The organism is Burkholderia singularis (assembly GCF_900176645.1).
In the GTDB taxonomy this organism is placed as follows: Bacteria; Pseudomonadota; Gammaproteobacteria; order Burkholderiales; family Burkholderiaceae; genus Burkholderia; species Burkholderia singularis.
Genome location: NZ_FXAN01000041.1, coordinates 1 through 25,247, shown reverse-complemented (window position 1 = coordinate 25,247; position 25,247 = coordinate 1). Strand labels below are relative to the sequence as shown.

Genomic DNA, 25,247 nt, shown 5'->3' with positions numbered 1-25,247 from the left:
TCGGCGGACTGCTCGAAGCCGAGGGTTTTCACCGACGCCTGTGTGCGATCGCGGCGGCCCAAGCATGGCTTAACCGGATGCGCGCGCCGGAGCTGCCGGCGCGCGCACGGCCACCGGTCAGCGGGAAACCCGCTCGATCAATTCCTCGTCGCAGATGACGCTGCCGATCGACGGCGCCGCGTGCGCGTCGTCGAGCGGCGCATCCGGGAGCGCCGGCTGCACGGCTTGCGCGAACTCCGCGGCGGGCCGTGCGCCGCTCGTCGTGTAGTGCTTGAGAAAACAGCGCATCGCGTGGCTCACGCCGAGGTTGTTGACTTCGCGCAGATCGCTTTCGTAGTAGCGCCCGGCGTTGTAGTGGCCGGTGATGATTTCGTAGGAAGGGAAATAGTCGACCCAGTCGAACTCGTTGCATGCCGTCTGCGCGGCGACTCTCAGCACCGATTTGCTATAGGTGGTCGCGACGAGCACGTTCTGGTTCTCGTAGGTGGCGATGAGCGGCACCGGCGAGACCGTCAGCAGCACGTTGACGCGAGGGTTCACCTGCTTGAGCTGAAGCAGGAACGAGCGCAGATCGCTCATCACGTCGAACACGGTCAAGTTCGTGAAGCGGTATGCGGCTTCGTCGTAAGCGCCGCCGGCCACGCCCGGCGCGAGCGGAAACACCTCGCCGTGCGCGCGATTGGACCAGCTCTCGGTCAACCCGAGCGTAAATACGAAAACGTCCATCTCGGTGAACATCTTCCTCACATGCGGCAGATGCTCGGCACGCGCGGCCAGCACCGCGTCCGGGCTGCCGTAGCCTTCCGGTGTGACCGCCGGGCGGAACGCATCGACGTACCGTCCGTCCGGCCGCCGCCAAACGGTTTCGGTCTTCGTGCGCCGTCCCATCGATTCCTCGAACAGCTGCAACAGCTGCCGCACGGTATAAAGGTTGCCGAACCGCGCGGAAAATACGCCGTAGCCAAGGCGCTTGCGCTCGCTTTCTGAAAAATCGGCGCCCGATTCCGGCACGAAATAATTGAATCCGATTCCGGCCAGACGCCGCGAAATATGCTGGGCGAAGCAACTGCCCGCGGTGCCGACCTTCTGCTGCGCGCTGATCGTGAATTTGGGCGCGACCACCGGATCGAACGCGTGCATCTCGGTGTTGGCGACGGCCTTGCGCCAAAACTGATGCGCGGGAAGATGCTTGTAGGGATTCGTCATAGTTCGCCCCCGATCATTTGCAAGGCTCGGGTGAGATGCGGGCTGTTTCCGTACAGTTCGCTCTTGCCGAAGTTCGCATATGCGGCGAACGACGCTTCGATGAATTCGTCGAGCGTCAGCAAATCGTAATCGGCGCCCTTGAACAGATAGCTGCCGTGCTCGACGCCGAAACGCTCGGCCAGCTCCGGGAAGATCGGAAACACGGGCAGCCGCACGAGCGTGTCGTGAGGAACGATGCCCGACTCGACCACCGCATCGCCCGCCACCTTCTTCGCGACTTTCAACGCGACGTCATGCAGCGCATGCGCCTTCGGATGATTGACGCTGTGCATGAACGCGCCGGCGCGCGTCCATCTGCTCAGTTCGGGCGAGAAATCGAGGTCGTACTCGGCATATCGGTCGAGGAAGTCTTTTTTCTCGCGCTCCCACTGGGAAAAGTAACAAAGCGCGTCGTAGGTTTTTTCGTTGAAGAGCGCCTTGGTCCGGGCCACCGAGCACCCATGCTGGTACGCGGCAAAAACGATCGTCGAATGATAATCGTCGAGCGGGCTTTTAACCGGCTTGCCGGCGTGAAACACGTATTGCAGATCGGGATGGTATGCGCGGAAGTAGACCGCGGGCATCATGAGCACGTTCGGCATCGCTTCGAGATCCACGATGCCGAGGCGCTGAAATTCGGGAATCGCAATAATATGATCGTAAACGCGAATATGCTGGCGCCAGAAATCGGCGCTGTGCTGAAAACCCCAATAATCACATGATTCGACTTTCGCGTGAGGACAGATCAGCGATAGCGAATGAGTCATCCCCGCAACTTGGCAATTCGACATGACCAGCCATCTTTCTTTCACGGTCATTTCATTCTCGATTGAAATATTGTTAATGAATCAATCTATCTGGCTGCGCATAGCGTAGCAGAAAGATAATCAGTTTTTACAAAAATCGCCAGAATGCGGATAGAAGCATCGATCGGGAATCAATTCAAATGGAATCGCTCCCAGCGCGCCCATCCGGAACAAATTTCCCTGGCAATCGCGGTATTCGTCTGCCTTGCAGGTAATTTTTTCTAAAGCACGGAACCGCAATCATTCATCGCCTCGAAGCGCCAATGATCACATTTATAAGATTTAAATTCCGGAAGATTGAAAATCCCAAGAAAACATTCAACAAATATTCTCTCGAATAATCACTGCGATTGACGAAATGCCGTAATTTAGGAATTTTCCGATTCCGCCGCGCGGCAGGCGGCGTGACTGCACGGCGGCGCGTGATGCTGCCCTGCACCAGGAAAAACTATAATGACCGGCTTGCCACGCGATATCCGGCGCCCGACACGGCGGGCGCCCCCTTTGACTGACGCCATGCAGAATCGAATCCGACCGTTCCCCGCTGCGTGCGCCATGGCGACCGCAGCCTTGCTCTGCGCGTGCTCGAGCACGCAGAAACCGCTGTATCAGCAGGAGCAGTTCGACGCGGCCGCCAGCCCATATGCGCGCACGTTCCACGACAAATCGGCCGCCACGTGCGAGGCCGCGCGCCGCGCGCTGCTCAGCCAAGGCTATATGGCGAGCGCGACGCGCCCCGACGCGATCGACGGGAGCAAGAACTTCCAGCCGAGCAACGATTCACACGTCGTCATCGAATTCCATGTCGTGTGCGCGGACGCCGATGCAGACGGCGCATCGAGCGTCGCCTACGTGAACGCGGTTCAGGATCGCTATTCGCTGAAGAAAACCAACACGTCCGCGAGCGTCGGCTTGAGCGTGTTCGGCTCGCTGTCGCTGCCGATCGGCTCGAGCGACGACGCGATGGTCAAGATCGCGAGCGAAACCATTCCGGCCGGTATGTTCTATGAGCGCTTCTTCAATCTGGTCGATCATTTCCTGAAGATCGACCCGACGCGGCGCGACAAGGCCACGGTCGCCGCGGCGCAGAAAGAACGCGTCGCGCCGCTGCCCGAGCCCGCCGCGACGGCCGATGAAACGCCGATGAAGTTGAACACGCCGAGCCCGCCGCCTGCTGCAACGGGCTCGAACGAGCCAGCGTCGGACGCCGCGGCAAACGCCGCGCCGGCGGCTGCGGCGTCCACGCCGGCCGCCACGCCGGCGCCGGCGTCGCCGAATACTCTGACGCATCCGCCCGCGCCAGCCTCGACGCTTACCCCGGCGCCCGCGCCGCCGCCGGCGTCGATGCGTGCGGCGCCGCCCACGCCGATGCCCGCTGCCGTTTTCGCGCCCGGGTCGAAACCGGCGCCCGATGCGGCCTCCATGCCGGCTGCGCCGCGAGCCTCGACGCCACGCGTCGACGCGGCACCGTCGGCCGCGCCTGCGTCATCGTCATCGCCCGCGCCATCGCCTGCGCCCGCTCCATCGCAATCCCCCGCGCCGGCTTCGCCGGCGTCCGCCCCTTCGTCGCAAGCCCTGCCGTCGGCTGGCGTCGCCGCGTCGATGTCGGCGACAGCGCCAGCCAACCCGCGCGCACCGATTTCGATGCCCCCGGCGCGCCAACCCGCCACGAGCGCTCCGGTCTCGGCGGTCTCGTCAGGCTTGCCGGTCTCGCCCGACGCCAACGCGGCAATATCGTTGCCGGGCACTCGGCTGCAAGCGGATACGGCCAGCGACATCGCGGGCCGGCCGGCTACCGGCGACTGGCATTGACCGCCCGCTCCGGTCTTTCGCCATCGCGCCCCCGCTGCGCCGCCACGGCCGCTCGCGTGAAAACAAAAAAACGCGCCCGGAATGATCGTCGCCGATCACTCCGGGCGCGCCACTGGACCATAACCCGGGCGAATACTGCGGCAAGCTGCCCGGCGATGATTTTTGCGCTGACGGTTGACGAATGGCGCCCTTACGTGGCCACCAATCCGGCCACCTATCCAACCGCTGATTCGATCGCTTATTTGGTCGTATATCCGCCGTTGATCAAAATCGTCTGCCCGGTCACCCACCAGCCATCGCTGACGAGATGCCGAATGAACGGCACGACATCCTCGATATCGGTCAGCCCAGTCTTCGAAAACGGCGACAGCGCCGCGGCCGTCTTGTGATACGCGACGGCATCCTCGCCTTCGGCCGGATAGAAGAACGGCGTATCCATCGGCCCCGGCCCGACTGCCGTCACCGAGATTCCGCGCGCGCCCAGTTCCTTCGCCGCGGCGCGCGTGAAGTGCTCGACCGGCGCCTTCATCCCCGCATACGCCGCGTAGAACGGCGTGAACGCGCCAAGCAGCGACGTCACCAGCGTCAGGATCTTGCCGTTGTCGTTCACGTGCTTGCCCGCCTCCTTCAGGAAGAAAAACGCGGCCTTCGAATTGACCGCCGACATCTCGTCGTACTCCGCCTCGCTGATCTGCGCCATCGGCTTCTTCAACACCTTGCCCACCGTGTTGATCGCGATATCCGGACGGCCAAACGCGGCCACCGCATCGGCGAACAGCTTTTCGACCGCGCCGGCCGTCGTCAGATCCGCCTGCAGCGCCACGGCCTGCGCGCCCTTCGCCTTCACGTCGGCCACGGTTTTTTCGGCGTCCGCCTTCGAGCTCGCGCTGTTGTAGTGAACCACCACCGCCTTCGCGCCATGCGCGGCAAGATCGCGCGCGATCAGTCCGCCCAGATTCTTCGCGCCGCCCGCGATCACGACAGTCTTGCCCTGGATGCTGTGGTCAGCCATGAAGGCCCTCCCTTTTGTTGGACAGAAGCGGCCCAGTGCCGCCTCTTGCATCTTCGGATGATATATTCCAAAAAATCTCCATAAAGCCATGTTCTCTGACATCAGTCGTCAGAATTTCTGGACAATCACGTCGCGCCCAAGGTCATGGACCGGATCGATTTGTTTCGCGTTTTCGCACGCGTCGTCGAATGCGCGAACTTCACGCGCGCCGCCGATACGCTCGGCCTGCCCCGCTCGTCGGTATCGGCCGCCGTGCAGGAACTCGAAGGCCGCCTCGGCGCGCGCCTGCTCAACCGGACCACGCGCCGGGTCACCGTGACACAGGACGGCGCGGCGCTTTACGAACGCTGCCTGCGCCTGATCGCCGACGTCGAGGAAGCCGAGAACCTGTTTCGCCATACGAGCATCGGGCCGAGCGGCACGCTGCGCGTGGACATGCCGGGCCGCATCGGCCGCCTGATCGTCGCGCCGGCGCTGCCCGCCTTCCTCGACCGGTATCCGCAGATCAACATCGATCTCGGCGTCACCGACCGCGCGGTGAACCTGATCGAGGAGCGCGTCGACTGCGTGCTGCGAGTCGGCACGCTGAGCGATTCCGGGCTGATCGCACGCACCATCGGCAATTTGCCGCTGATCAACGTCGCGAGCCCCGCGTATCTCGCGCGCCACGGCATACCCGCCACGCCCGCCGATCTCGAGCATCATCAGCCGATCAACTACGCATCGCCATCCAACGGGCGGATCGCCCCGTGGGAATGGGTCGAGCACAACGAAGTCAAGCGCCTGTCGCGGCGCGGGCGTGTCACCGTCAACAGCGCGGAGGCGTATATCGCGTGCTGCGTCGCGGGACTCGGGCTGATCCAGGTTCCCGCATACGATGTGGCCGCGCATTTGCGCGCGGGCGAACTGGTCGAGGTGATGCCGGACTATCGCGCCGCACCGATGCCGATGGCGCTGCTGTATCCGCACCGGCAGCATCTGTCGCGGCGCTTCCAGGTGTTTGCGGAATGGCTCGACGCATTGCTGCGCGAACAGGTGTTGCTGTAGCGCTGGCGGGCATCCGCCGCATGGCCGCACAATTATTACCCGGATATTATTGACGTTCTATTTATATCCGGGTATAAATTCGCATTCTCCCGCCATTCGACACATGCGATGACACATCTTCCTCTTCCTTCTCACACGGCTTTTGACGGCTATCGGCTGCTTGCGTCGGGCTCGCTGCAAAGCGTCGCGCTGGCAGTCAAACGCGCGGCCGACAACCCGTCGGCCGGCCCGATCCTGATCTTCGACAATGCGACCGGCCGCTCGATCGACATCGACACCCGAGGCTCGGACGACGACATTGCCGCGCGCTTTGCCCGCGTGCAGCCCGCGCCTGCCGGCGCATCCCGTGCCGGCAAGGGTACGGACCCGGCGTCTGAGACGCCCGATATGCACGGGGGCGGCGCGGGCGCGGCGCACGGCTCGAACACCGGCGGCGCCGAGCCGCGCGGGCGCGGCCGGCCCAAGCTCGGCGTGATCGCGCGCGAGGTCACGCTGCTACCGCGTCACTGGGAATGGCTGTCGACGCAGCCTGGCGGCGCGTCGGTCGCGTTGCGAAAGCTCGTCGACGAAGCGCGGCGCACCCATGCGCAGCAAGATCTGAACCGCCAGGCCCAGGAGCGCGCTTATCACTTCATGTCGGCTATCGCGGGCGATTTGCCCGGCTTCGAGGAAGCAGCGCGCGCGCTCTTCGCGAACGATGCGGACCGTCTGCACGCATCGATCACCTCGTGGCCCGACGACGTGCGCAGCCATACGATCGCGCTCGCATACGGCCATGAGTAGACGGGCGGTGCCTCGCGTCACGGCGCTTGATCGGCATGCCGGTGCGCTCGCGCCCGCTTGTGTGCAGGATCGGCGTCGCCCGAGCTGCACGCGACGGGCGCGATGACGAGCAAGTTCGACCGCGTGCCGGGACACAACGGCACGATCCGCCACGCGGCCGCTTCGAACGCAGCAGCGGACCGCCCGGCTGCGCCCATGCCGCGACGCCGCATGCGATCTCGTTTGGCGGTGGCCACGCGGCGGGCTCGGGTTACCGGGTTACCGGTTGTGCCTGTCGTCCGCGCCGGCCACTCGTGATCGGCTGGTCGTATTCGCCGGCCGCATCAGCGAGCGTCGCCCAAGCCGCCGACTTCGATCGGACTGAACGCCCGGCAACCGTCGCCGGGCGATACGATCCGCTCGCAGCGTCTGCATAGCCGGCTCTCGGCCACGCTCGCTCCATAAGCCGAGCCGAGCGCGCCCAGCCCGGCGATCGCCGCTTCGAGGCCGCCGCGCGCCGCGTCCCAATATCGGCATTGCGCGCAACGGCCCGGCGGATCGCCGCCGTCGGCGTGCGCGCGCGACGATGGCATTGCGCTCATTGTCCAAGGCTCGCCCAGTAGCCGCCGAACACATAGACCGACAGCAAATAGCCGACGATCACGTTGACGGCCACGCCGGCGGTGAACGCGGCAAACGGCCTCGCACCGGTTGCCGACAACGCCTTGAGCCGCGTCGTCAGGCCGATCGAGAAAAAGCAGAAAATAAATGCCCAGGTGCGCAATACGGTGATCGGCGCAACAAGCTCTGGCGTGACGATCTTTCGGTAATCCGCGAGCGTGTAATGGCTCGCGACCCACGTGACGAACGCCGACGCCACGACAAAACCGATCACGAACTTCGGAAAGCGCGCCCAGATCTCGCTTGCGCGCGGCTGCGCGCGCACGCCGTCCACGCGTTCCCAACGCGTCGTCGCGACGATCGCGAGCGCGAATGCCCAAATGCCGATCCAGATATCGCGGCCGACCACCTTCATCAACGTGAACGCCTGCAGCGCCGCCTCCGGCGCACCGGCGATCGCGCCCGCGCCGTGTTTGGCGAAATCGCCATAAGCCTGCGCGGCGGCAAGCCCCGCCGCATCGGCAAACTCCGACGTGCCGATCCAGGCGCCCGCGATGCCGGTCGGCAGGCCGAGCGCGCGCGACGCGAACGGCAACGCGAAAATCATCACGATCGCCCACAGAATCACGAGCGTGATCGAGATCGCCGCGTCCTCGCGCCTCGCGCGCACCGCGCCCGCAATCGCAATCGACGCCGACACGCCGCACACCGCGCCGCCCGCGCCGAGCACCGCGGCAAACCGTTTGTCGAGTCCGAGCGCCCCCGCCACCGCGAAGATCGTGAAGAACGTAACGAGCGACACGAGGCTCGCCTGCACGACGGCGATCGGGCCGGCCCAGACGAGCAGCGTGAAAGGCAGCGTCGCGCCGAGCAGCACGATGCCGACCTTGATATAGAACTCGACGCGCAGCCCGGCGCGGAACCACTCGGGCAACGCAAACGCGTTCGACAACACGAGCCCCAGCGCCAGCGCGACCAGCGGCGGCTCGAGGTTGTACTTCGCGGCGTCGGACCACGCGCCGAGCGCATAGATCAACGCCGATGCGACGAACACGATCGCAAACGACGGCACGAAATGCGCGAGCTTCTGGCCAAGCGCTGCGACGCTGATCGAAAACAGCACGCCGAACACTGCGAACAACGCGACGTAGCGCGTCAAATGCGTGCCGAGATCGCGCGCGGCTTGGCCGACGTCCGACCATTTCGCCGGCGCAACCGCCAAGCCCTTGATGCTGCCGCCGAACGCGAACAGCAAATAGGCGGCCAGCACCAGGCCGAGCCCGATCCAGATTGACCACCAGTCTTCATTCGAAATCAGCGCACGCCACCAGCCGGACCGCGCCGGACGATGGCCGTCGGCACCCCGTTTGTCCAGCGCGCCCGCAGGCGTCGTACCCCGTTGTGATCCGCCCATGAACCCTCCTCCTTGCGAAGCCATCCCGAACGCCTGCCGCCGAGCACGCGACGGCGACGGTTTTTTATTATTGGCAACGGCTTCGCAAATGGAAAGGTCGCTTTCGACTATGCATATCACGTCAATCGCGCAAGATTCGCGCGCCGCCGCCGCGGACACTGGCGCGACGCCCGCCGGCCGGACTTCGCGCGCGTGCTCGGCGTGCGGTGCGGGCAAATCGGGCGGCCCGATCGTTTCGCCCGCCGTCGCGTTATTTCGCACAGCCCGCGCGCTCGGCGCGCGGCGAACCGCCCGGCGAACATTGATTCGATATCCGAAGCAAATGGCCTCGCCGCTTACGGTTGCGTGAACCGCAACCGGCTCGCGAAACGCACGCGGCAAGCGCGATCGGCGCGCTGCGTCGATTCAGGCGGCGCGTGGCGCTAGCTCATGTACCAGCCGCCGTTCGCGTTGAAAGTCTGCCCTGTGATGTAGCCGTTTCCCGCCAGCAGCACGGCGATATCGGCCACTTCGTTCGGCTTGCCGAAACGGCCGACGGGAATCAGTTCCTTGCTGACATTCGGATTGCCTGCGAGCATTCCGGTGTCGATCAACGCGGGCGCGATGGTGTTGACCGTCACGCCCGTCTTCGCCAGCGCCGACGCATAACCATGCGCAAGGCCGATCAAGCCCGCTTTCGATGCGGCGTAATGCGGCCCAACCACGCCGCCCAACTGCGCCGCGACAGACGACAGCATAATGACGCGCCCCCACTGCCGCGCCGCCATGCCCGGAACCAGCGCCTTGGTCACGAGAAACGCCGACGAGAGATTCGTCGCGATGACATTGTTCCAATCGTCGACCGTCAGATCCTGCCACGGCTTCGGCAGCGTGATACCGGCATTGTTCACCACGACGTCGACCTGCCCGAACGCGGCATGCGCCTGCTCGATCATGCCGGCGATGCTCGATTCACGTGAGACGTCCACCTGTAATGCCTGCGCGTGGCCGCCCAGCGCCTCGATCATGCCCACGACCTTGTCGGCCGATGCCTTGTCGCGCATATAGGTGAGCGCGACCTTCATGCCCTGCGCGCCGTATGCAAGCGCAATCGCGCGGCCGATGCCCTTGCTGCCGCCCGTGACGAGCGCCACTTTTCCGTTCAACCGTTCCATTTCTCCGCTCTCCGATAGGGTAAGGTCAGGCCCGCGCCGCCCGTGCGGGCCTCATGCCGGCATTCGCCCCGGCGACGCGCGGTCCGCGTCGTGAAAATCGAACGGCGGCGATGCGAAATGCTCTTCCGGCCTCGCCACGCGGCGCGTTCTCGCAATGACGGCAACGTGCTCGGACGCACCCGCACGCTGCGCACGCAGAGAACGCCTTGACGCACTTGCGCACGAGATCGAACGCTTCTTACCGCTCGTTTGCCGCTCGTCTGCCATCGCACGGATCGATGCGGACATGCACCGGCATGTTCGCGACGCCCCGCGCGGCGGGCCCGATGGATCATATCGTAGATTGCACTGCACAGTGCAGTATAAAATTATCCGCACGTCCTTCCCGCCGAACCGCGCGCATCGCCGCCACGTCCCGCGTTCCGCCGGCTCAATCGGCCTTCACATTCAGGAAACGTCATGCCAGAAAACCGGCCGTCCAGCGCCTCCCCCGCGGCCATCCCCACGATGGCCGCCGCTTGCGCGATCACCGTCGCCAACGTGTACCTCTGTCAGCCGCTGCTCTCGGCGATGGCGGACAGCTTTCACACCACGCCGTCCGCCGCGGCCAGGGTCGCGTCCGCCGCGCAGATCGGCTATGCGCTCGGCATCCTGCTCGTCGTCCCAAGCGCCGACCGGGCGGACCCGAAGCGACTCGTGCGCGGCTTGCTCGCGCTCACCACGCTCGCACTCGCGCTCGCCGCCGTCAGCCCGTCGATGCAATGGCTCGCGCTGATGTCGCTGCTGGTGACGATGGCAACCGTCGTGCCCCAAGTGTTGATTCCCGTTGCGGTGTCGCTCGCGCCGCCGGACCAATCCGGCCGTGTCGTCGGAACGATGCAGACCGGGCTGATTGCCGGCATTCTGCTGTCGCGCACCGCGTCGGGCGCGATTGGGCAATGGAGCGGTTCGTGGCGCGCGCCCTATGCGGCGGCCGCCGTGCTGACCGGCGCGTTGCTGTTGATCCTGCCTCGCTTCGTGCCGAGCCGCGCGCATGCCGCACCAGGCGCACCGAAGGCCTACGCTGCGCTGCTCGGCTCGCTGCCGCGGCTTTTGCTGACCTGGCGCGATCTGCGCTTTTCAGCGTGCCTCGGCGCGGCGATGTTCGGTGCGTTTTCCGCGTTCTGGGCAACGCTCGTGTTTCACGTCGCCCAACCGCCGTTCGGTCTGGGTCCGGCGCAGGCCGGCCTGTTCGGCGTGTGGGGAGCGGCCGGCGCGCTCGTCGCGCCTCGCTGCGGCCGCCTGTCGGACCGTTTCGGCCCGACCTTCGTCAACGGCCTGTCGATATGCGCTGCCACACTGGCGTTCCTCGTCTTCCTCATCGCCGGCGACACCTCCGCGCTGGCGCTCGTGGCCGGCGTGAATTTGCTCGACTTCGGCAATCAGGCCGGGCAGATTGCCAATCAGGCGCGCATCTTCCGGCTCGATCCGGCCGCGCGGGCGCGGCTGAACACTGTCTACATGGTATCGACATTCGCGGGCGGCGCGCTCGGCACCGCCGCGTGGAGCATCCACGGATGGCGCGGCGTATGCATGACGGGATTTGCACTGCTCGGCGTCGCAGGCGGCTTGTTGTTGAGCCGATCGCTGATCCGGCGCCGCGCCCCGGCGAGCGCGAATTGACGGGATGCCGCGACGCAAACGGACACGAAAACGGCCGCATATGACCGCATGCCGCCGCGTGCGAGGCGCGATTGCGTACAATCGGACGCTGAGTATTTTCCGGGATACGCCGATCATCGTGGCAAAGACAGCCCATACCCCTACCGCTCGAAAAAAAACCCGTCCCGCTGCGGCGCGCGCCCGCTCCCGCGCGCGGGACGATCTCGCGCAAAACAATGCGGCGATGCCGTCCAAACGCGATCAGATTCTCGACGCGGCAACCCGCGTGTTCCTGCAATACGGATACGAAGGCACCAGCATGGATCGCGTCGCGGCCGAATCCAGCGCGGCGCGGCGCACGCTGTACAACCAGTTCGAAAGCAAGGAGGCGCTGTTCGAAGCGATGATCGCCAGAATCTGGGCGAGCTTTCCCGTCTTCGACATCACCCGCGACGAAGAATCGCTTCATGATCCGCGGCTGGGGCTCACACGGCTGGGTCACGCGGTCTCCGAATTCTGGATTCCGCCGTCGGCCGTCGCGTTTCTGCGGATGGTGATCGCGGAAGGCCCCAGATTTCCGGGCTTGACGAACACGTTCTTCGAAAAGGGCAAGGCGCCCGCGATGGGCGCCGTGGCCGATTACATCGGCGCATTGGCCAAGCGCGGGCTGATTTCGGTCAAGAACCCGAAACTCGCCGCCAGACAATTTCTCGGGCTCATCGACGAGCCGCTGCTGTGGGTGCGCGTCGTCGGCCTGGAGGAGACCTATACCCGGCAGGAACGCGATCTCGTGGTCCAAAACGCCGTCGACATGTTTCTCGGCTTCTATCTGGTCAAACGGCCCGCCTAACGTCCTTTTCGCCGGTCGCGCGCGAACGGCGAAAAGGACGGCAACGCGCGCGCCATTCGGCAAGCGCCGCAAGCCGCCGCGTCTAGACCGTGCCGACGCGCGGGGCTGCATTGCGCGTATCGGCTCGAACGCCGCGGAGCGTCACCGCAGGCGCCGCTCGCGCGGCGCAGTCGCGCGGTTCAGTCACGCAAGCTCGTCCCACAATTCGAAGTTCAAAGCCACATCGTTGGCCTGCACCCATGCGACGAACGAGCGCGTGTGCGCGTACTCGAGATGCGCATCGAATGCGTCGCGATTCTGAAATTTCTCGTACACCACAAACCGATTGGCGATTTGCGCATGCCGATGCGCGGTAAAGGCCAAGCAGCCCGGTTCCGCGCGGGTGGCCGGCACCAGTTCGCACAATCGCTCGAACAGCGCCGCTTCGGTGCCGATCGGCGCACTCAAAAACGCAACGACAGTAACTGACTTCATAACCGATTCCTCGATCGTAGCGCCTCACGCAACGGGCGCTATAAATGGAAGAGACCCGGAACGCCCGCGAACCCGCAAATCGCATTCGCCGACGTGCGTGGCCTCGTATGCGTGAATTGCACTGCACTGTGCAATGCACGCGAGTTTAGGCATCGGACATCGCGCCGTCAATCAGGCTTCGCATTATTTTCAGCACTCACACAGGCCGCGCCGTCTGCAACGCGCACGCCCGCCATCGCGCTCGGCCAAGCAAGCCACGGCGAATGTCGCACGGCATGTGCGGATAACGCCCCTCTTCTCTTTTCAACAATCCCGCATTGAGGACAATGCGATACGAGATGCTGCACGATCGCACGACCGGCGCGCAGAGCGTGCGAAACGAATGGACCAACAAACCGCCAACAACCTACGGCAACAAAAAACGCCGCGCGGCTCGATGCCATTGCGGCATCCGATTTTGCGAAACCCTCTGTCTGAAATTCACGAACGCAAACCGACGGCAATACGTATAACCCCGCATCCGTCGCCAGGTGCGATGTGAAAGAGAAAATGGAAAAAGGCAGGCGTCGCATGAACGCTTGCCACCTTTCATCGCGCCAAAGCGCAATATAAACATCGCCTCGGATAACAATCGAATCGATTTCGCGCTAATTGGTGAATCGGCAGTTACCGACGCTGATGAATCAATAAGCGCCGCTATTATTCGATTTAAATCGCCAAATGATGCAAGCCCGAGCGGCGGCGCAATACATCATCAAAGTGTGAGCATTCGCACATTCGCCCCGGGTGCGACTTATTACGCTGCATAGCGCAGTAAGCGTTCGCGTGAAATTGCCGCAGAGAAGCAGACTTCAGTTTTGGGGAAAAACGGCATTGTCCCGCGCTCCGATTTCGCGAGCGCTTCACGATGAGCCTGCGTTTCCGTTCGACTGAAGCAAGAAGTCAAACCTTCCGTCCTTCTCTTTTGCTCACGCCTCCCATTCGCATATCCTGACTATTCCGGGGGGGAAGTCATGTCGTTTTATATATCGTCGTCACGCGTGCCCGTGCCTAAAACCCTTTCAATGCTGGTTGCGCTCGCGTGCTCGCTCGCCTATACCGGCACCGCATGCGCTCAATCGGCGCTGCCTGCCGGCGGCGCGTTCGTGTCGGGCACCGGCGCGATCTTCGGCGGCGGCACGTCGTTGACGGTCAATCAAAGTTCGGCGCGCGGCGTGATCGATTGGCGCAGCTTCTCGATCGGCAGCGGCCGCAGCGTGACGATCAACAACGGCGCCGGTGCAACGCTCAACCGCGTGACGGGCGGCGATCCGTCGGTGATCCTCGGCTCGCTCAAGGCAACCGGCAGCGTTTATCTGCTGAACCCGCAGGGCGTGCTGATCGGGCCGGGCGGCGTGGTGTCCACGGGCGGACGCTTCGTCGCCTCGGCGCTGAACATCGACAAGGATGCATTCATGCAGGGCGCGCCGCTGACGCTGTCCGGCGCAGGCAACGGCGCGATCGTCAACCTCGGGCAGATCAGCTCGACGGGCGGTGACGTGTTGCTGGTATCGCGCACGCAGGTGTCGAACCAAGGCAGCATCAATGCGCCGAAGGGCACGGCCGAACTGGCCGCGGGCCAACAAGTGCTGTTGCAGGATTCGGCGACGGGGCCGCAGGTGTTCGTGCAAGCGGGCAGCGGCGGCAGCGTGCTGAACGCGGGGACGATCCGCGCCGCGCAAGCGAACCTGCAAGCGGCGGACGGCAACATCTACGCGCTGGCGGGCAACAACGCGGCGATTCGCGCGACCGGCACGGCGGTGCGCGACGGCCATGTGTGGCTGGTCGCGGATCAAGGCAGCGTACAGGCGCACGGCGTGATCTCGGCGGCCAACGCGAACGGCGCGGGCGCCGTGGTGGAAACGCGCGGCCAGTCGCTGAACGTGTCGGGCGCGACGGTGCAGGCGGGGCAGTGGACACTCGGTGCGCCGGCGTTCACGCTGGACGGCGCGAACGCGAGCACGGTCGCGGACAATTTGAGCGCGGGCACGCCGGTGACGGTCGAGGCGAACGGGGCGAACGGAGATCTGACGGTCGGCTCGAGCGTGCGCTGGAACGGCAATGCGCCGCTCACGCTCAGTGCCGCGCATAGCGTGGCAATCGCGCCGAACACGATAATCGGCAACACGGGCGGCGCGAACCTGACGTTGCGCGCGGATGCGGGTGGCGTGAACAATGGCGGCAGCGTGGTGAACGGCGGCACGATCGATTGGTCGTCGAGCACGGGCCTGGTCAATGCGTTCTACGACATGAACGGCCAGTACAGCGCCGGGACGATTCTGACCAACAGCGGCTGGAGCGCGGCGCCGTTCAGCGGGCTCGTGACGCAGGCAACGGCATACAAGCTGGTCAACACGCTGACGGATCTGCAAAACGTATCGCACGATCTGACGGCGAACTACGCGCTCGGCCGCGACATCGACGCATCGTCGACGTCGGGCGCGGCGGCATTCCAGCCGATCGGCGCGGGCTCCGATGCGCCGTTCGCCGGGCAGTTCGACGGCTTCGGACACCTGATCAACCACCTGACGGTCAATGCGCCGGCCGGCGCAACGCAGAATACCTACGTCGGGCTATTCGGCCTGGTCGGCGCGACGGGCGTGATACGCAACGTCGTGCTGACGGACGAAATCGTGAGCGGCGCGCACGGCACGCTCGGCGCGATCGCCGGCCGCAACGACGGGCAAATCGCCAATGCGTCGATCGCGGGCTACAACAGCCGCATCGGCCCGATCGCGCAAGACCCGGCAACCGGCGGCTGGACGACGGCGGAATTCGCCGGCGGACTGGTGGGCATCAACAACGGTACGATCGATCGCTCGTCGACTTATCAAACCTCCGTTTCGGCCTACCAGATGGCGGGCGGATTGGCGGCCGTCAACAACGGCACGATCCGCCAATCGGTCGCCTGGTCCACGTCGGCCGGCTCACTGCCGCCCTGCTGCAGCGCCGGGCTCGTCGGCATCAACAACGGTCTGATTGCCCAATCGTATGCGACGGGCTCGGCCCTTTCGGGCGGGGGTCTCGTGTTCCAGAACAATGCAAGCGGCGTGATCGATCAATCGTATGCGAATGTGCAGATCGCAAGCAGGGGCATCGGCATGGGCGGCAATGTCGCTTACAGCAACACCGGCGTGATCGCCAATAACGTGTACTGGAATGCGCAAATGTCGGGATTGACCTATGGGATGCCCGCGGTCACGTCAGGCTCCGGTGCGCAACCGCCGCTCGCGAACGGGTTGAACAACGCGCAGATGGCCCAGTCGTCGAATTTCGCTTCTTGGAATTTCGGCCCGAACGGAACCTGGGCGATGCCGGCGGGCGCGACGTCGCCCATGCTGGCGTGGCAGCTCAATTCGCAAGCGTGGAAAACCGGCTCGCATTGACGTGAACCTTTTCGGCCGCATACGGTTGGCGTGATGCGCGTGCGGCGCTGATGTTTTCGAATACGGCTCCGCACTGCCGGATGCGATTGTATCAGCGCTCGTCGCGCCGGATGCCGGATCGGCACACGCGCGATCCATCGTCGCCGGCCGAACAGTCGCAGCCGCTGGAACGGGGCAGGTCGCGCACGACGCGCGCGCGTGCGTCTACCCCCGCACGTTGCCCCCCGATGTGCGGCGATCGTCACGCCGCGTCGCGCCGCGCAGGCGGCACCGATCTCGCAGTCGCGATATGTGGCGCGCACGTGGGCGTCTGAGTCTGATCGAGGTTGCACGATGTCCTCCCGTGCGCATCTGCCGATGACGATGTAAAAGGCGCGTGACATGAATCCGCTGCGCGTCCGCATTTGCATTCGTTGTCGCATCCCCAGTATCCGCGCCTCGCCGCATTGCCATTTGCCTCATCCCCACCCGCCTCTACATCCACCCGCACTTACACACTAACGACGCCCAGTCCCGGCCGGCTCGGCACGCGGCTTGCGCCGCCGTCCCCGGCTCGTCCGCCGAGCCCTCACTGATTACCCATGCGAAACCGTCACATGTACGCCATGTTCAAACACTTCAGGCGGCTTTTGCGCTTCGTGCCCGCCTCGCGGCCCGGCCCGCCGGCGTTGCTCGCGAGCGCGCCCGGACGATGACCATGACGACGAGCCGGTATGCGCCTTCGCCCGAAGTCGTGATGGCCGACGAGCCGCCCGATGGGCGTGGGTTGCGAATCGCCACCTACAACGTGCACGGCGGCCGCCGCGTCTGGTCGGCACGGGCGGTCGAGCGCATCGTAGCGGTGGTCGGCGAACTCGATGCGGACGTCATCGCGTTGCAGGAGGTGCCGCTCGGCGGCACGCGCACGCCCGACGTGCTCGCACCGCTGCGCGCGGCATTGGGCATGCACATGGCGGTAGGCGCGACGATCGACACGCCCGAACGCCGCCAAGGCAATGCGGTGCTATCGCGCTGGCCGATCCGCGCGGCGCGCGCACTGGACTTATCGCTTCGCAAGCGCGAGCGGCGCGGCGCACTCGACGTCGACATCGACTGCCGCGCGGGCTGCATTCGCGTGGTCACGGCCCACCTCGGGCCGTGCGTGATCGAGCGCAGCGCGCAGGTGCAGCGGCTGCTCGCGGCATTCGATACCGGCGCGTCGCCGGTGATCCTGCTGGGAGACATCAACGAGCGATGCGTGCACGGCCGCGCGCTGCAAGCGCTTGTCACGGGGTTCCGGCGCGCCCCGGCGCCGCGCACGTTCCCTACGCTGTGCCCGGCGCTCTCGTCAGAGCGGATCTGGGTTCATCCCGGCGAGCTGCTGATCGACGCGCTCGTGCATCGCAGCGCCCGTGCGCGGCAAGCGTCGAACCACTATCCGCTCGTCGCCCGGATACGAACGGCGTTGGAGCCGGGCGTGAAGCGATCGTGACGCAATGTGCCGGAGCCTCGGCCGACGAGGCGGCGGGCCCGGTGCGCCCCGCGACCCCGGCTGCGCACGGCGCTATCGCGCAGGCGCGTGCGAACGCGCGCGTCGACGGCGCTCTTCCGTCGCGCTCACCCGTCGCTGTCGCGCAGCGGGCCATCGTCGTTGCGTTGCATGCATTGCAGGATCGACAGGCCGTCGTCCGTGAGCGCGGGCCGGTTCTCGCCCGCCGCGTCGCATCGCATCACGATGAGGCGCCGTTCGAACAGCGCGACGACATCGTCGCGATCGAGCTGGATCTGTTCCGGCGCGCGATGGATCAGGAACAGCGCGGCAAATTCATGAGCGCTCAGCATAGTCGTTTCCCCGTTGAAGGCTTGGCGCAATACGGCGGTGGCACGGACGCATCCGGCGCTGCACGCGAGAACGAAGACGCGTGCACGGAACATGCCAAAGCGGGCCGGCCGCCGCGCACACCGGCGGCGCACGGCGCGGGCCGACGATGTGCCGTGCGCCCGCCTGGTCGCGCGCCCGTTTTGCTTGGAAAGTTTTCAATCGCATGTAAAGCCGGATGCCGCCCCTGGACGGACGATGCGGCAACGGCATTGCGCGCGAGCGGTCATCGCCGACGCGGCTCGACGGCGCGCGCCTTCGCGAGCGCGGCCACCGCACGGTCCCGGCTGCGGAAATAGCCGCTGTGCAGCACCACGCCGCCGTTGTCGTGCGCGAGCACGTCCGCGCACGCGGCGCGGATGCGCTCGCGGCCGCGCTCGAACGCGGCGCGCAGATCGCCTTCCAGCGCGCCACGCGCACCGAAATGATCTTCGAGCGCCTCGGCCGTGATCGCGCAAGGCACGCGTCGACCGTCGACGTCGGCCCAAAAGCGCAACAGCAGTGCAGCGCCGTCGAATTCGGGTGGCTCGCCCATCAAGCGCACGCGCGCAACGGATTCAGCCGGCATCGGTCAATGTCTCCTGCTCGTCAGCGCCGTTGGCCGGCGCGCCGTCGAACGCGCCGAGCGTGAGCGGCACGCGGCGCGCATCGCCATGACGCCATGCGCCGATTGATCGCTCATCCCCTTCTCCTGATGCATCGCGGCACGGAACGCGCCGCCATCGTCACGTCACCCATCCCGCGCCTCGCGAAAACAACATGCGTGACACTGCCCGAAGTGAACCGGCCGGCGCGGCTTGGCGCCGATGGCAACCGCGCAACGCCGCGCGGCGTCTGTAAAGATTTCAACGGCATGTAAGCGCGCGCCGCGCCCGCCGCCCGTCACTGCAAACGGCGGACCGCATCGAGCATCGCATCGCTCAGCTCGACGCTCAGCGTCTGCGCTTGCCCCTCGGGCAGGCGCTCGAGCTTTTGCTGCACGGTTTCGTGCAGCATCGCGTGCACGCGGCGCCGAGCGCCGTCATCGAGATCCGCGTAGCGCGCCATCGTGCTGCAGTCGAGCGTGAGCACGACCGAGTGGTGCGTCGACACAGGCGGCGCATCGGCCGCCACGGCCCACGCCGCATGAAAGATGATCCTGCCTGTTTCCACATCGAGATGAACGGTCGTATCGAAACCGCCGTCGTCCACACCGTCGTCGATCTCGGCCTGTGCAAGCCGGGACTGGAAACTCGATTGCATGGTGTTCTCCTGGATGAGGGCCGCGCGCCCATCGGCAAGCGCGGGCCACGGTGCCGTGCCGGTGCGCCGGCGCGAGCATCGATAGCCAACCGGCGAGCCGGGCCGCTCGACGCCGGTGTCGCTCATGAAAACCGATGAATTGCGCCGTTTTTCAGCAAACGCCATTCCGGCGCGCGGCCGGACCGGACCTGACTGGACCGGGCGGCGCGGACGCTGCACGCGGCACGTGCATTGCGGCGCGGCTTTTCGTCGGCCATTCATCGGCGTTGTTTCATCGATGTGCAGCACGCGCGCGGCCGAGGCATTCGCGTTGCCCGCGTCGCGGTACGGCGGCGACGTCGAAGCCGGAGTCTGCCGCGTTGCGCACCCTTCCGCCCCGGCTTGTTCTCATGCACGAAATTCTTTGGTATTTGACCGTCGGCACGGTGTTGATGGGCATGGGCATCGTGGCATCGGCGCTGCGGCACCTGCCCATCAGCGCCGCCATGATCTATCTGGCGCTCGGCGCTGCGCTCGGCCCGGCCGGCATCGGACTGCTGCGGCTCGACATCGAACGCGACGCGCGCCTGCTGCGCATCGTCGTCGAGATCGCGCTGCTCGTGTCGCTGTTCGCGATCGGGCTGCGGCTGCGCGTGCCGCTGTCAGACCGGCTCTGGCTCGTGCCGTGCCGCCTCGGCTTGCTCGCCATGGCCCTCACCGTGCCGCTGCTCGCGGCCTGCGCGATGCTCGCGCTCGGGCTCGGCTGGGGCCCGGCGCTGCTGCTGGCCGCGATCCTCGCGCCGACCGATCCCGTGCTCGCGCACGACGTGCAGGTCCGCGATCCGGGCGACCGCGACCTGGTGCGCTTCGCGCTGTCGGGCGAAGGCGGCATGAACGACGGCATCGCGCTGCCGTTCGCGCTCGCCGGTCTCGCGCTGTGCGGCGCGCCGGCCGCCACGCACGGGCTGCCGCCGCTGTCGGCCGCGTTCGGACTCGCCGTGCTATGGGGCATCGCCGGGGCCGCCGCGATCGGCGGCGGTCTCGGCTGGTCGGCAACGAAAATGATCGGCTGGCTGCGCACGCGGCACGCACAAGCGCTCGGCCTCGAAGGCTTTTTCGCGCTCGCGCTGATCGTGCTGTCGTTCGGCGCGGCGCAGCTTGCGCAGACGTTCGGCTTCATCGCGACGTTCGCGGCAGGCGTCGCGATGCGACGCGTCGAGCACCGTGCGAGCGGCGAGCGTGCGCCGCGCGAGGTGATCGGCCAAATCGATTCGGGGGACGTCGTGGCAACCGAAAAGCATCCCGGCAAAGCCCATGCGTTCATGGCCGAAACCGTGCTCGGCTTTACGATCGAACTCGAACGGATCGCGGAAGCGCTGGTGATGACGATGGTCGGCAGCGTGCTCGCGACGCTGCCCGGCCCGCTCGTCACGTGGCGCAACGCGGCGCTCGCGATCGCGCTGCTGGCTGCCGTGCGGCCGCTCGCGGTACAGCTCGCGCTCGCGGGCTCGCGCGCGACGCACACGCAGCGGCGCCTGATGGCCTGGTTCGGCATTCGCGGGATCGGCTCGTTCTACTACCTGTTGTTCGCACTCGAACACGGGCCCGCCGACGCGGTGCGTCCGCTCGCGGCGCCAACGCTCGCGGCAATCTCGGCGTCGGTCATCGCGCACGGCCTGTCCGCAACGCCGCTAATGAAGTGGTACCACCGGCTGCCGCACCGGCGCTGATTGCCGCTGATCGCATTACGCCGGCGCGAGCCGCGCAAGCATCTTCGCGGTGATGCGGCGCCGCGCATGCGCATAACCGTCCCACGGATCGCGCGCGAGCGCGTCCAGCCACGCGCGCAACGTGCCGATCGTCCATTGCGCGCCACCCGTGGTCGCGGGCACCTCGTCCCAACGGATCGGCACCGATACGCCCATCCCGGGCCGCGCGCGCGCCGAATAGGCCGCGATCGTGCTCGCGCCGCGGCTGTTGCGCAGATAGTCGACGAAGACCTTGCCGTGCCTATGGCGCGGGCCCATCGTCGCGGTGAAGCGATCGGGCAGCGCGCCGGCGACATGCCGCGCGAGCGCGCGAGCGAACGCCCTTGCGTCGTCCCACTGCGTGTGGCGCGTGATCGGCACGACGACGTGCAGCCCCTTGCCGCCGCTCGTCTTGCAGAACGATGCAAGCCCGAGTTCGTCGAGCAGTTCGTGGAGGATTTGCGCGGCTTCGATCATCGCATGCCAACGCAACCCCGGACCGGGATCGAGATCGAACACGATCCGGTCGGGCCGCTCGATTCGGCGCACCTGCGCATTCCACGTATGCAGTTCGATCACACCCATCTGCGCGGCGCCGAGCAGCGCCTCGACGCTATCGATCGTCAGCAACGGCCTGTGGCCGGGATCGAGCCCGGCATGCTGGGTGACGAATGGAATCTCGCGGCGCCCGGCATGCCGCTGGAAAAACAATTCGCCTTCGATATCCTGCGGAGCGCGCACGAGCGACACGGGCCGGCCTGCCAGCTCGGGCAGCAGCCACGGGGCCACCCATTGCCAGTAATGCACGAGATCGATCTTGCGGATGTGATGCCGCGGATCGAGCATGCGCTGCGGATGCGTGATGCGCACAGGGTCGGCCGTGCCGGCCCGCGATTCGTCGTGTGCCGCGCGAGCGCGCGCGGGCGATCGATGCGACCGGCCGCCGTGGTCGCGCTGCGCGGGTGCGTCTTGCGTGCGCGAGGCGCCAGCGCGGCGGCCTGCGTGAGTATGGCGAGCGCCCATCGTCGCCTCCGTTGCGGGTTGAGAATGGCGGGTTGCGGATATCGGCCGAGCGGGCGATTTTTCTGACGATTCGTGGCCGGCTCGGCCATCACGTCCGGCCATCACCGTCGGTCATCACCCATACGCTCGGCCGTCGCCCTCCGATCGCGCGCTGCCCGAACGGCGCGGCGCTAAGCATCCAGTTCGGCCGCCTGCGGCTCGCGCGCCCACGCGCGATGCTCGCCGAGCGCGTCGGCGAACGCGCGCAGCACCGCGTCGAGGTCGCCCTGCTGCCCCACGCACACGCCGGGCGCCGATTCGGACAGATGCGCGGCGCTCAGCAGTTGACGCCCCGAGCCGATGGCCGCGATCGGTTTCAGGTGCTTGAACGCCTCGCGCACGAAGTGGCGCGCGTCGGCGCTGTGCGTGAGATCGCAGCCGTCGCCGCCGCATACGAACACGGCGTCGAACATCACCGACGGCATCCCTGCGAAGCTCGCCTGCGGCACGATGTGGCCGATCGGCGCGAGCGTCGGCGCGACGACGCTCGGCACGGCGTGTCGCGCCAACAGCGCGTCGCGCACCTGTTCGATGAGCGCCGGGCTCACGCCCGGCGTGGCGACGAGCGCGATCTTGCGCGAGCGCATGCCCGGCTTCGCCCGCTCGATCAGGCTCAGCGCGGGCGAACGCTGCGCGACGGCCAGCGTCACCGCCGCGCTTGGCACAGGCAGGCCCAGCCGTTCGGCGACCTGCGCGGCGAGCCCCGCGTCGAAGCGCGCGAGGATCTGATTGACCACGCGCTCGCGAATCTCGAGCGCCGTCACCTTGCCGAGTTCGAAACTGTACGCGTCGCGGATATGCCGCTGCTCGACATCGCTCATGCTTTGGTAAAACAGCGCGGCCTGCGAGAAATGATCGGCGAACGATTCGCTGCGCACGCGCAGCTTTTCGCCATCGACCCGCTCGCGCACGGTCTCGAAGCCGCCGTTGGACGCCGCTGCGGGCGTCTCGCGCGGCCAGCCGCCGTCGACCGAATTCGGCTCATAAGATGCGTGGCCTGCCGCGATCGTCTGCCGGTGCATCCCGTCGCGCTGGTTGTTCGCGAACGGACACAGCGGCCGGTTGATCGGAATCTCATGGAAGTTCGGCCCGCCGAGCCGGCTCAATTGGGTGTCCGTATAGGAAAACAGCCGCCCTTGCAGCAGCGGATCGTTCGTGAAATCGATGCCCGGCACCACGTGTCCGGGGTGAAACGCAACCTGCTCGGTCTCGGCGAAAAAATTGTCGGGGTTGCGGTTCAGCGTCATCCGGCCGATCGGCCGCACCGGTACGCGCTCCTCCGGAATCAGCTTGGTCGGATCGAGCAAGTCGAAATCGAACGCGTCGGCGTCCTCGGGCTCGATCATCTGCACGCCGAGTTCGTACTCGGGATAGTCGCCCCGCGCGATCGACTCCCACAGATCGCGCCGGTTGAAATCCGGATCGTGCCCGGCGATGCGCTGCGCCTCGTCCCACAACAGCGAATACGCGCCGTTCACGGGCCGCCAGTGGAATTTCACGAAGCGCACGGCACCGGCCGCGTTCACGAAGCGGAACGTGTGCACGCCGAAGCCGTCCATCGCGCGAAAGCTGGCCGGCAACGCGCGGTCGGACATCAGCCAAAGCACCATGTGCGTGGCCTCGGGCACGAGCGAGACGAAATCCCAGAACGTGTCGTGCGCGGACGCGCCGGTCGGCATTTCGTTGGGCGCCTCCGGTTTCACGGCGTGCACGAAGTCGGGAAACTTGATCGCGTCCTGAATGAAGAACACGGGCATGTTGTTGCCGACGAGATCGTAGTTGCCCTCGCCGGTGTAGAACTTCACCGCGAAGCCGCGCACGTCGCGCACCGTGTCGGCCGAACCGCGCGGCCCCTGCACCGTCGAGAAGCGCACGTAGACGGGCGTTTGCACGGCCGGGTCCTGCAGGAACGCGGCTTTCGTGTATTCGGCCATCGACCGGTACACGCGGAACACGCCGTGCGCGGCCGAGCCGCGCGCGTGCACGACACGCTCGGGAATGCGCTCGTGATCGAAGTGCGTGATCTTCTCGCGCATGATGAAGTCTTCGAGCAGCGACGGGCCGCGCGCGCCGGCGCGCAGCGTATTCTGGTTATCGGCAATGCGCACGCCCTGGTTGGTGCGCAATGCCTCGCCGTCGGGATGCGCGCGGTATGTGTCGAGTTGACGCGATTTCGCGCTGTCGGGCTGCGGCGCGGGGTTCGACGGCGGATGGCCGCGATGGGAATTCGTCATCTGAAGCTCCTCGTCAGGGTCGCAAGGCAGCCGCGACGCAAACGCACCTGCGCCGCGGCCCGGGGGTCAACGCAAACGCAGTGCGGCGTCCAATTCGGCCGCCGTCACCTCGAGCGCCACGCGGCATTCGATCGCGGCGTCGTCGGCATGCTACTGGCGCTCGTCCACGGCGCGGCACGCCGCGTTGTACAGATGCATACGCACACGCCGGCGCTCGGCCGCGTCCAGCGTCGTATAGCGGGCAAGCGCGTCGGCTTGGAACGCCAGATCGACCGTGCAGCGGCAATCGCGCACACGGGCCGATGCCGACGCGCGCACCCACGTCACCTGAATCGTCAACCGTCCGGACGTTTCGTCCGCATACACGGCGACGCTCGTGTGCGACGCCGATGCGCTCGCACACGCAGGTCCGAGTGCCGCGATGCAGACCGGCCGGCCATGGGGCGCAGTCATCGGCGCACGATGCCCAGCAACAGCGTGACGATGAAGATCACGGCGAACAGGTAGAACAGAATCTTCGCGATCTCGGCCGCGCCGGCCGCGATGCCGCCGAAGCCGAACACGGCCGCGACGATCGCGACGATAAAAAAGATCAGGGCGTATCGAAGCATGAATTCCTCCTTGGAAACATTGATCGCCGCCACTGATCCGGCAGCTTGATCGGGCGTGGTGCGCCCGGGGTGCGGCGGGGTTCTCGCGCTGCGTGTTGCTTTGCGGTTCTGCGGTTCTGCGGTTCTGCCGTTCTGCGGTTCTGCGGTTCTGCGGTTCTGCGGTTCTGCGGTTCTGCGGTTCTGCCGTTCTGCCGTTCTGCCGTTCTGCCGTTCTGCCGTTCTGCCGTTCTGCCGTTCTGCCGTTCTGCCG

General features: G+C 66.1%; 23 protein-coding genes and 1 pseudogene. 9 read left to right on the top strand and 15 right to left on the bottom strand.

What is annotated here, in order from left to right:
• Positions 1-117: 117 nt before the first annotated feature.
• A complete protein-coding gene (locus BSIN_RS07480) occupies positions 118-1,206 on the bottom strand; it encodes a GSCFA domain-containing protein (RefSeq protein ID WP_089340027.1) in 1,089 nt (362 codons plus the stop codon).
• Positions 1,203-2,036 (bottom strand): WcbI family polysaccharide biosynthesis putative acetyltransferase, encoded by an 834-nt coding sequence (locus tag BSIN_RS07475; RefSeq protein ID WP_159935893.1) that lies wholly within the window; start codon positions 2,034-2,036, stop codon positions 1,203-1,205. Before BSIN_RS07475 ends, BSIN_RS07480 begins: the two co-directional genes overlap by 4 nt.
• A gap of 531 nt (positions 2,037-2,567) precedes the next feature.
• Between BSIN_RS07475 and BSIN_RS07470 the strand changes: the two genes are divergently transcribed.
• Positions 2,568-3,863, top strand: a complete 1,296-nt coding sequence (locus BSIN_RS07470; RefSeq protein ID WP_089340026.1) for a DUF2242 domain-containing protein — start codon at positions 2,568-2,570, stop codon at positions 3,861-3,863.
• A gap of 238 nt (positions 3,864-4,101) precedes the next feature.
• On the opposite strand, the gene BSIN_RS07465 is transcribed toward BSIN_RS07470, so the two are convergent.
• Entirely contained in the window at positions 4,102-4,875 is a 774-nt protein-coding gene (locus tag BSIN_RS07465; RefSeq protein ID WP_059513939.1) for an SDR family oxidoreductase, read from the bottom strand.
• A 144-nt stretch (positions 4,876-5,019) separates the two neighbouring features.
• Here BSIN_RS07465 and BSIN_RS07460 point away from each other — a divergent pair, with 144 nt between their 5' ends.
• Positions 5,020-5,922, top strand: a complete 903-nt coding sequence (locus BSIN_RS07460; RefSeq protein WP_089340025.1) for a LysR family transcriptional regulator — start codon at positions 5,020-5,022, stop codon at positions 5,920-5,922.
• 108 nt (positions 5,923-6,030) lie between these two features.
• Positions 6,031-6,705, top strand: a complete 675-nt coding sequence (locus BSIN_RS07455; RefSeq protein ID WP_089340024.1) for a DUF2239 family protein — start codon at positions 6,031-6,033, stop codon at positions 6,703-6,705.
• Between the two features lie 323 nt (positions 6,706-7,028).
• Here BSIN_RS07455 and BSIN_RS07445 read toward each other — a convergent pair whose 3' ends face one another.
• The 3 genes from BSIN_RS07445 to BSIN_RS07430 all read right to left on the bottom strand — a co-directional run bounded on the left by BSIN_RS07445 (position 7,029) and on the right by BSIN_RS07430 (position 9,873).
• On the bottom strand, positions 7,029-7,286 hold the full coding sequence (locus BSIN_RS07445) for a hypothetical protein (protein WP_089340022.1): 258 nt from the start codon (positions 7,284-7,286) through the stop codon (positions 7,029-7,031).
• On the bottom strand, positions 7,283-8,719 hold the full coding sequence (locus BSIN_RS07440) for a YeiH family protein (RefSeq protein WP_089340021.1): 1,437 nt from the start codon (positions 8,717-8,719) through the stop codon (positions 7,283-7,285). Before BSIN_RS07440 ends, BSIN_RS07445 begins: the two co-directional genes overlap by 4 nt.
• 422 nt (positions 8,720-9,141) lie before the next feature.
• Positions 9,142-9,873 (bottom strand): SDR family NAD(P)-dependent oxidoreductase, encoded by a 732-nt coding sequence (locus tag BSIN_RS07430; protein WP_089340019.1) that lies wholly within the window; start codon positions 9,871-9,873, stop codon positions 9,142-9,144.
• Between the two features lie 459 nt (positions 9,874-10,332).
• Here BSIN_RS07430 and BSIN_RS07420 point away from each other — a divergent pair, with 459 nt between their 5' ends.
• Positions 10,333-11,535 carry an MFS transporter gene (locus BSIN_RS07420; protein WP_089340017.1) on the top strand — a complete coding sequence of 401 codons (1,203 nt, stop codon included), beginning with the start codon at positions 10,333-10,335 and terminating at the stop codon, positions 11,533-11,535.
• Between the two features lie 223 nt (positions 11,536-11,758).
• Entirely contained in the window at positions 11,759-12,364 is a 606-nt protein-coding gene (locus BSIN_RS07415; protein WP_089340064.1) for a TetR/AcrR family transcriptional regulator, read from the top strand.
• Between the two features lie 183 nt (positions 12,365-12,547).
• Here BSIN_RS07415 and BSIN_RS07410 read toward each other — a convergent pair whose 3' ends face one another.
• Both BSIN_RS07410 and BSIN_RS25210 read right to left on the bottom strand, forming a co-directional pair.
• On the bottom strand, positions 12,548-12,838 hold the full coding sequence (locus BSIN_RS07410; RefSeq protein WP_089340016.1) for a putative quinol monooxygenase: 291 nt from the start codon (positions 12,836-12,838) through the stop codon (positions 12,548-12,550).
• Between the two features lie 167 nt (positions 12,839-13,005).
• Complete coding sequence (locus BSIN_RS25210; RefSeq protein ID WP_143757378.1) at positions 13,006-13,410, bottom strand: hypothetical protein; 405 nt, start codon at positions 13,408-13,410, stop codon at positions 13,006-13,008.
• 474 nt (positions 13,411-13,884) lie between these two features.
• Here BSIN_RS25210 and BSIN_RS07400 point away from each other — a divergent pair, with 474 nt between their 5' ends.
• Both BSIN_RS07400 and BSIN_RS07390 read left to right on the top strand, forming a co-directional pair.
• Complete coding sequence (locus tag BSIN_RS07400) at positions 13,885-16,263, top strand: two-partner secretion domain-containing protein (protein WP_369828153.1); 2,379 nt, start codon at positions 13,885-13,887, stop codon at positions 16,261-16,263.
• A 697-nt stretch (positions 16,264-16,960) separates the two neighbouring features.
• Positions 16,961-17,734, top strand: coding sequence for an endonuclease/exonuclease/phosphatase family protein (locus tag BSIN_RS07390; RefSeq protein WP_089340012.1), 774 nt, complete (start codon positions 16,961-16,963; stop codon positions 17,732-17,734).
• A 125-nt stretch (positions 17,735-17,859) separates the two neighbouring features.
• On the opposite strand, the gene BSIN_RS07385 is transcribed toward BSIN_RS07390, so the two are convergent.
• Positions 17,860-18,084, bottom strand: a complete 225-nt coding sequence (locus BSIN_RS07385) for a hypothetical protein (RefSeq protein ID WP_059513980.1) — start codon at positions 18,082-18,084, stop codon at positions 17,860-17,862.
• 263 nt (positions 18,085-18,347) lie between these two features.
• Positions 18,348-18,689: a DUF1488 family protein gene (locus tag BSIN_RS07380; protein WP_089340011.1), complete on the bottom strand. Its 342-nt coding sequence runs from the start codon at positions 18,687-18,689 to the stop codon at positions 18,348-18,350.
• Positions 18,690-18,782: 93 nt separating this feature from the next.
• Between BSIN_RS07380 and BSIN_RS25205 the strand changes: the two genes are divergently transcribed.
• Entirely contained in the window at positions 18,783-18,980 is a 198-nt protein-coding gene (locus tag BSIN_RS25205; protein ID WP_143757376.1) for a hypothetical protein, read from the top strand.
• Positions 18,981-19,003: 23 nt separating this feature from the next.
• On the opposite strand, the gene BSIN_RS07375 is transcribed toward BSIN_RS25205, so the two are convergent.
• Complete coding sequence (locus tag BSIN_RS07375; RefSeq protein ID WP_089340063.1) at positions 19,004-19,363, bottom strand: DUF3022 domain-containing protein; 360 nt, start codon at positions 19,361-19,363, stop codon at positions 19,004-19,006.
• 389 nt (positions 19,364-19,752) lie between these two features.
• Here BSIN_RS07375 and BSIN_RS07370 point away from each other — a divergent pair, with 389 nt between their 5' ends.
• Entirely contained in the window at positions 19,753-21,072 is a 1,320-nt protein-coding gene (locus BSIN_RS07370) for a cation:proton antiporter domain-containing protein (RefSeq protein WP_089340010.1), read from the top strand.
• A gap of 15 nt (positions 21,073-21,087) precedes the next feature.
• Here the strand turns inward: BSIN_RS07370 and ligD are convergent.
• The 4 genes and pseudogenes from ligD to BSIN_RS07350 form a co-directional block, all read right to left on the bottom strand.
• Positions 21,088-22,176: pseudogene (gene ligD, locus BSIN_RS07365) on the bottom strand (non-homologous end-joining DNA ligase); the annotation flags it as partial.
• A 107-nt stretch (positions 22,177-22,283) separates the two neighbouring features.
• A complete protein-coding gene (katE, locus tag BSIN_RS07360; protein WP_089340008.1) occupies positions 22,284-24,386 on the bottom strand; it encodes a catalase HPII in 2,103 nt (700 codons plus the stop codon).
• 150 nt (positions 24,387-24,536) lie between these two features.
• The gene (locus BSIN_RS07355) at positions 24,537-24,839 is read right to left on the bottom strand and encodes a DUF3022 domain-containing protein (RefSeq protein ID WP_256583687.1); all 303 of its coding nucleotides are present in this window, start codon (positions 24,837-24,839) and stop codon (positions 24,537-24,539) included.
• A complete protein-coding gene (locus BSIN_RS07350) occupies positions 24,836-24,997 on the bottom strand; it encodes a DUF1328 domain-containing protein (protein ID WP_069234705.1) in 162 nt (53 codons plus the stop codon). The genes BSIN_RS07355 and BSIN_RS07350 overlap by 4 nt, the downstream gene beginning before the upstream one ends.
• Between the last annotated feature and the right edge of the window lie 250 nt (positions 24,998-25,247).